Below are 6,973 nucleotides of genomic sequence, written 5' to 3' on the forward strand. Positions count from 1 at the left end.
CACAACTATCAATGCTTTATTTAATCTGTTCTACCACCTCTTGTCAAGGTGAAGCGTAATTAGTAACTGACTTTTGAAAGCCCACAACCGTTGCTTATCAATGGTTTCGGAGATTTATTGCCCTTGTAATTTTTCTGGCTAACGACCAAATAATAAGGGTTTCAGGGTTGAGGAAGATTTTAAGGATATACAAGTATTTCCTCTGTTGATTGAGAAACCCTTATCTGGTAATACTTCTATGTTTGGTCATTCTCAATAAGGCTGTCCTTATTGCGGTGACTAATTACATTATCTTTTGCCGTAGTAATGGCCATAGTAACGATAATTATGGTCTTTCCGACTAACATTATTAGCCACTAAACCTAACACGGAAATGTGGGATAATCTCAGATCTTCGAGCAGATTTTTAAGCGCAAAGCGATCAGTTTTGCCCAGTTTGGTGACGAGAATTAGGCCAGTGGCCATGGCGGCGAGAATTTTCCCATCGGCAAAAGCGGCGATCGGTGGTAGATCGTAGATAATTAGATCGAAAACGTCGTCTTGCTGTAATTGCGAGATCATCTCCTGCATTCTCTGGGAAGAAAGCAAGCGGGTTGGATCTGGGGGAATTGAACCGGCGGTAAGAATCGATAAATTCTCGTAGCCGGGTAGAGGTTGAATCGCTTCGTTCCAATCGAGATTCTCGGCGATGACATTACTAAGGCCGTGGTCGTTATCGAGCTTAAGTCGCAGGTGAACCTGGGGTCGTCGCAGGTCAGCATCCACCAGTAAGACTCTTTTTCCCATACGAGCGGCAGCCTTAGCGATATTTATTGATATGGTGGTTTTACCATCTCCCGGTGAAACAGAACTAATTACGAGGGACTTGCGGAGGGAATCGGAACCGAGGAGGCGAATATTGGTGTTGAGAGTGCGGAAAGCTTCCGAGAAGGGGGAGAAATTATAGTAGGAGGGGTTTTCGTCGGCCGATTTCCCAGTAGTATTAGGGATAGTAATTTTGCGATCGCCGACTGTTAACTGGGGTAGGGCGGCGGTGATCACTTTTTCGACCGTACCGAGGTCTTTTTGCCAGGGAATTGCGCCCAAAAGGGGCAGTTTGCTATCTTCTTTTAGTTCATCTGCACTATGATGAACGGGGTCTAATCTTTCAGCTAAAAAGGCTGCCCCCAGTCCTAATAACAGGCCACCGATAAGCCCTAAAGCCAGATTTCGCACGGGTTTAGGGGAAACGGAGTTTTCCCCTACTTCTGGAGGGGAAATTATTTGCCAAGGCACCACCTGTTGTGCCACCTGTAGCTGTAATTTTTGCTGTTCCTCCAGAAAACGGTTAAGGCTGGTGGTGGCGATTTCCAATTCTCGTTGCAAATCCGTATAGCGACGGGCTAAAACCGCCAGATTTTTGACCGAGGCTTTCTGTTGTTCGAGGGCCCGGGCAAGGGATTCTACCTTAATTTCTAGGGTTTGGCGACTGTTAGCGGCTTCCACCAATTGCTGGGTTAATTCTACCCGCAGAGCACTCCGTGATACCAAAGCCGGGGAATTACCCACTGTCTGGGGCAGTTTTTCCCCTAGGGTTCTCTGTGCCTCGTTTTGCAGTAGGGGCAGTAAATTAGCGCGTTTTTCCTCTAGGGTGGCGATTATCGGGCTATCTTTGGCAAAAACTGCCGATTGTTTGGCCAATTCCACTTCTACTTCCTGCAGCTGCTTGAGCAAATCTTGATAACCAGGAGATTCACTGAGATAAGTAGCGATAATTGCTTGATCGGGGGCCAATCCCACCTGTTGCTGTAAAGCCTGATAGCGAGAGTTAATTTCGTTAAGGGCAACTTGGGCTGCCCGATAATCTTGTTCAGTATTGGTTAACTGTTGTGATAAACGAGTCGCCTCTTTATCGGGATCGAGGAAATTGTATTGCTGCCGAAATTGCTGCATTTGTTTTTGTAGAGAATTAACTCGTTCCTGCAGCACGGGCAATTGAGCGTTAACAAAATCTAAGCCTTGATTAATTTCGGTCTTTCGTTCCTGAGAACTATAGTTGAGGTAATGACGGGCTAAATTGTCTAAAACCAACTTAATTTTTTCCGGTTCCTCATTTTGATAGGAAATTGCTAAAACTTTCGTCTCTTTTAACTGACTAATTTCGAGATTAGATTTGCCAGTTTTACTAATTAAATCACTGTAGGTAAAATCGGGATACTTAGGAGTTATTTTACTAAGGATGGGGTTAAGGAGTTGAGGACTGGTTAAAACAGCGATTTGGGTATCATAATCGATGTTCTCTCCACCTAACTGAGGTAGGATGTCTTGGGCTGCCAGTCTGGAAGAACTTTTATTTTCCTCGATGGGTTGACCTATGAGCAGCAGGAATTTACCCTGATAGATAGGGGTTTTTAAGAAAGTATAAGCAGCGATCGCACCCGTCACCCCTAGGGTGATGCCAACGATTAACCACCAGCGATGCTTGATGACAGAAAAGAATTGACGCAGGTTGAGTTCCTCTTCTTCTTGCGTCGGGGAGGGGATAAAAGCCGGTTGGGCAAAAACTGGCAGATTTGCTTGACTTTGGGTTTTTAAAGCCCCATTTTGTTGGTTGTTCATCATTAATCAAATAGTCAAGGGATAACTGTATTAAAAGATTTTCCGGTAGCAATCTGGCTCGATTAGTCACCGCTCAATCATAACACCGTGCTACAATGATAACCCTAGTTTTTCCAGTAATTACCAAATAAGGTGGGTTTAACCTAGTCAATGCCACTGGCGGCTTGACATACCCCCCCTGAACGGTTACAAATTGTGTGCTATCCTGCCACAAGCTAAACCGCCATAACCACCATCACACGAGAGCCTAAATGACAATCCCATTAGCACCTCGCATCTCTGATACTTTACCCCCCATTACCTGGGAGAAATTGCCAGCGGATTTTGTCCTCCCTGATGAACCAGTGGAAAGCACCCTACAACCCCTGCTCGCGGCGGCTTTGCGAGAATCTTTAGAATTAGCCAGTTTAATTGTGGAAGCGAGTCTTATTGCTTCTAATTTTGGCATTTGCGCCACCGTTAGCGGTAAGACAGTAGTAAAAGCTCCCGATTGGGTTTATGTACCCGCAGTAGCACCTATCCGAGAAGGAGAAATTCGCCGCAGCTACACGCCTCATGCAGAAGGGGAAGTACCAGCAATTGTCATGGAATTCATCTCAGAAACGGAGGGAGGGGAGTATTCTATCAATCCCCACTATCCCTATGGCAAGTGGTATTTCTACGAGCGAATCTTACAAGTACCTCTCTATATTATTTTTCAACCACAAACCGGAGAATTAGAAGTTTATCGCTTAGTAGCAGGGAAGTATGAGTTACAGAAAGCGGATGAGAATCATCGTTACTGGCTGGCAGAAATCGGTTTATTTCTAGGAGTATGGCAGGGTAAAAAAGCAGCAGTAATGGCTCATTGGTTGCGCTGGTGGGATCAATCAGGTAATTTACTATTGTGGGGTAGTGAACGGATTGAACAAACCGAACAACGAGCCGAACAAGCTGAACGGCGGGCTGAGGGAGAAAAAGCTAGGGCAGACAGATTGGCGGCGCAACTTAAGGCAATGGGAATTGACCTGGAGGCTGAATGAAGAATCTATACAGCTTTACAATTTAGCTGATTGTGTGCTATGGTGGCAACTGTTATGCTTAGAGAGGAAATATGTTGGGAAATTGCTGGCGATTGCGTTGATAATAAATGAATTGTAAGCAGTTATTAAAAAAGGAGAAAAGCCAGCCATGACCAGAAGCTCGGCCGGACACTCCAGATGGACAGATGAGATGCTAGATGAATTGGCAGACTCAGTTTCGGGAGTCAAAGACTCAGTTTCGGAATTGCGAGAATCAGTTTCGGAAGTTAAAGATTCAGTAGAAGGGTTACAGTTGACAGCACAAGCACTGTTACAAATAGCTGCTCAACAACAGCGAGAAAATGAAGCTCGGCAAGCAGAAATTGCCGAAATCAGGCAAAGACAGGAAGAGTCAGACAAGCGTTTTGAGGTTTTGCTGTCAGAAGTTCGCTATTTGATTCGGCAAATTAAACCAGAAAATCAATCATAAGCTTGAGGAAACTGGTGGCGGTCGCGTCTCGACAATTTAACCTAACCTTTTGTGGAACTAATTGACAAAATAATTAATTGACTATCATGGAACAAAAATTATTGTTGGCTAAATTTTTAAAAGGTCTCTCGAGTAGGATGTTTCGGCTATCGAAGAGAATAGAATATTTTGGATGTGAATCAAGTATATTCAGATATATAGATTGTTTTGAGACCATAGATGTATTGCTGAAATTCATTCAACCAAAGTGTCTCTGTGATATAGGGGCAAATGCTGGTAACTGGACTTATGTTTTGAGTCAAATGAGTCCCACTTTGGAACACGTGGTTTTTTTTGAACCCCAATCTCAGTATCAAGAAAAATTGCAATCTTTATCTTTACCCGGAGTTAGCAAAGTTATTTACCATTGTGGATTAGGTGAAAGGGAAGATAAGTTATTAATTAAAGGAGGAACTTCTTCAGCATCTTTTCTTGATTCTGAAGAACAAAATAAATATTTTCCCAATAGTATTTCGCAAAACCAGCAGGATATGGAGGAGGTAGAAATTAGAACTTTAGATGCAATATATGCCAATGATAATCTACCAATCCCTGATGTAATTAAACTAGATGTTCAAGGTTTTGAGCTTGAGGTTTTAAAGGGCAGTATGAATTTACTAAAAAAATCCAAATACTTAGTGATTGAATTATCATTTCGTCAGTTTTATCGAGAGCAACCCTATTTATGGGAAATCATCAAACTACTAGAAGAGAATAAATATATTATGGTTGGCAAGGGATTTGAATGGCGATACCATGAAAATCCTTCAGAAATACTGCAAATGGATGCTATATTTAAGAACACTGATGTTATGTAATTAGAGCGGTATCAAAAAGGAGTTTACTTAAGTTGAGCGATCTACTTGCCAAAGCTGTTAATAATTCTAAGTGGACTGCCATTGGTTCTCTCATGACAGCTATCCTCGGATTCCTTTTTGCCGGGTTAACGATTCGCTGGTTGGGAGAAGCGGAAGCTGGATTTGCCATTACCATTGCTACTATTGTTGGCATTAACAACACCTTTAGTGGTTTGGGACTGGGTGCGGCTGCAACCCGGTTGATTAGTCGGGCTTATGAAGAAAATAATTTGGGAGAAATTCAGAAAATAGCAGGAGTTTGTTTTACAACTTCTCTGGCTTTTGGATTGTTTGGGTTTTGTATTTTTGCTTTCGGTTCTGCTTGGATTGTTCAGTGGAGTAAATATCAAGGAAATGCTGATATAGGACGTTGGTACTGTATATTATTAGGATTAGCATTTTTGTTACAACAAATCACTGGTTATTTTAAGATATTTCTCGCTTCTCTTCAAAGATTTGACTGGCAAACAAAGCTCAACACTACTTTTATGTTAGCCAATGGTATTTTGGGAATCACTTTTTTGAAAGCCTTTCCCAATATTTTAACCTTGGGAATAATTAGTTTAACTCTATCTTTACTAAATTGTTTATGTACGGGGTTTATAGTCACTAAAATCCTGGGATTTTTGACACTTCCTTCCTGGGATCAAGCGATGTTTATCGAGCTTTGGTCTTTTGGGAAATGGGTTTACATGACTCAGATAAAAGTTATATTTTTTGATGGTGTTGATAAAATATTTTTAACTTCTGTATTTGGCAGTTCTTCTTTACCTTTTTACACCTTTGCTCAAAGAATTTATATAACAGTTCACCAAATGTTAGTTGGACAGTCTTCTTATCTATTTCCCATGCTCTCGGCTCAAGGAGATAAATTAGAAGTAGTAGCAGAACAAATAGAAGACCGCTTGCGCTGGTTTATTGGGTTAATTGCAGGTTTTGTCTATTCAGGACTGATTATTGCCGGTCCAGCTTTATTGACTATCATGGTCAATGCTGGATTTTCTAGCAAAGCTAGTTTTCAGTTGTTTATTTTTTGCTGGGTAGGCTATATTCATGCACAAGCTATAGTTACATTCTTTTTTAATTTAAGTAAAGGAAATGCAAAACAAAACTGGGTTTATGTTATGATTACTGATCTAGGCTATTTTCCCTTTTTCGTTTTTTTGTCACTAAATTTTGGTTTTAAATATGCAGTTATCGGACAATTGATGATGATTTTAGGAGTCATTTACTTGTTGCGCCATGCTCATAATAATATGAAGTGGTTGACTTTCAGCAAATGGACAATCCAACCCTTAATATCATCTATTATTTTAATGATTGTAGCTACTTTTATTCACCTTGTAACCAATTCAATCAAAGCTACATTGATCACACAATTTACCTCTTTAATGATCTTTTATTTTTCTGGAATATTATTTGTTTATTATCTGGAAAATAGATGTTTTGGTAGTACGGGTAGAGCAAAAACTTTAAATAGAGCTATCTTGCTTTTTTGTGGTAAGCTGAATCTGTCAAAAGAGCGTTAGTCAACCAATGTTAAACTGATTGATATGTTTATCTAGAAAGCTGTTTCGTAAGGATTCAGGTCATACAAAAAGCATTCAAACCCATGCTGTGTAAGCATTTAGGCGAATTATGGACAAATCCTCATTCTCATTAAGAAACGCTGAAAGCCTTAATGAGAATGCTTATTGAGAATGAAACTGTTAGTTTAGCGAGTTCTGAGATTTTAGAAGCCGCTCTGTGACTGCATTTGAGACACCTGAATCCTTACGCTGTTTCTATATTTTCCAAGCAAATATACTCGTATAAGTACCTAAGCAAAATTAATTACACATCTAAGCCACTAGACCTCTTGCAAAAGTCTTAAGTCGATCCTTGTACAGCAACATTTTTGAAGATTATCAACTACTAATAAATAATTAACTGAAAGTCCCTCCCATTATTGTTTCTATCGTTTGTTTTCGGATTTATGCAAGAGGTCT

At 40.7% G+C, this 6,973-nt stretch carries 5 protein-coding genes; 4 read left to right on the forward strand and 1 reads right to left on the reverse strand.

Translation table 11 applies throughout. The features are described 5' to 3' along the window. Window positions 1-288: 288 nt before the first annotated feature. Complete coding sequence (locus tag IM462_RS11820) at window positions 289-2,601, reverse strand: GumC family protein (protein WP_287703984.1); 2,313 nt, start codon at window positions 2,599-2,601, stop codon at window positions 289-291. A gap of 248 nt (window positions 2,602-2,849) precedes the next feature. Here IM462_RS11820 and IM462_RS11825 point away from each other — a divergent pair, with 248 nt between their 5' ends. The 4 genes from IM462_RS11825 (at window position 2,850) to IM462_RS11840 (ending at window position 6,514) form a co-directional block, all read left to right on the forward strand. Then, on the forward strand, window positions 2,850-3,620 hold the full coding sequence (locus IM462_RS11825; RefSeq protein WP_287703986.1) for a Uma2 family endonuclease: 771 nt from the start codon (window positions 2,850-2,852) through the stop codon (window positions 3,618-3,620). 148 nt (window positions 3,621-3,768) lie between these two features. Beyond that, window positions 3,769-4,089 (forward strand): hypothetical protein, encoded by a 321-nt coding sequence (locus IM462_RS11830; protein WP_287703988.1) that lies wholly within the window; start codon window positions 3,769-3,771, stop codon window positions 4,087-4,089. Window positions 4,090-4,175: 86 nt separating this feature from the next. Beyond that, window positions 4,176-4,946: an FkbM family methyltransferase gene (locus tag IM462_RS11835; protein ID WP_287703990.1), complete on the forward strand. Its 771-nt coding sequence runs from the start codon at window positions 4,176-4,178 to the stop codon at window positions 4,944-4,946. 32 nt (window positions 4,947-4,978) lie between these two features. Next, window positions 4,979-6,514, forward strand: a complete 1,536-nt coding sequence (locus IM462_RS11840; RefSeq protein WP_287703992.1) for an oligosaccharide flippase family protein — start codon at window positions 4,979-4,981, stop codon at window positions 6,512-6,514. Window positions 6,515-6,973 lie beyond the last annotated feature (459 nt).

The sequence above is a fragment of the Microcystis sp. M144S2 genome, from assembly GCF_020246065.1.
In the GTDB taxonomy this organism is placed as follows: domain Bacteria; phylum Cyanobacteriota; class Cyanobacteriia; order Cyanobacteriales; family Microcystaceae; genus Microcystis; species Microcystis ichthyoblabe_A.

What these genes read in the sequence shown, in the direction of transcription:
- IM462_RS11820 (WP_287703984.1), bottom strand. Translation starts at nt 2,601, where the DNA reads ATGATGAACAACCAACAAAATGGGGCTTTAAAAACCCAAAGTCAAGCA.
- IM462_RS11825 (WP_287703986.1), top strand. Translation starts at nt 2,850, where the DNA reads ATGACAATCCCATTAGCACCTCGCATCTCTGATACTTTACCCCCCATT.
- IM462_RS11830 (WP_287703988.1), top strand. Translation starts at nt 3,769, where the DNA reads ATGACCAGAAGCTCGGCCGGACACTCCAGATGGACAGATGAGATGCTA.
- IM462_RS11835 (WP_287703990.1), top strand. Translation starts at nt 4,176, where the DNA reads ATGGAACAAAAATTATTGTTGGCTAAATTTTTAAAAGGTCTCTCGAGT.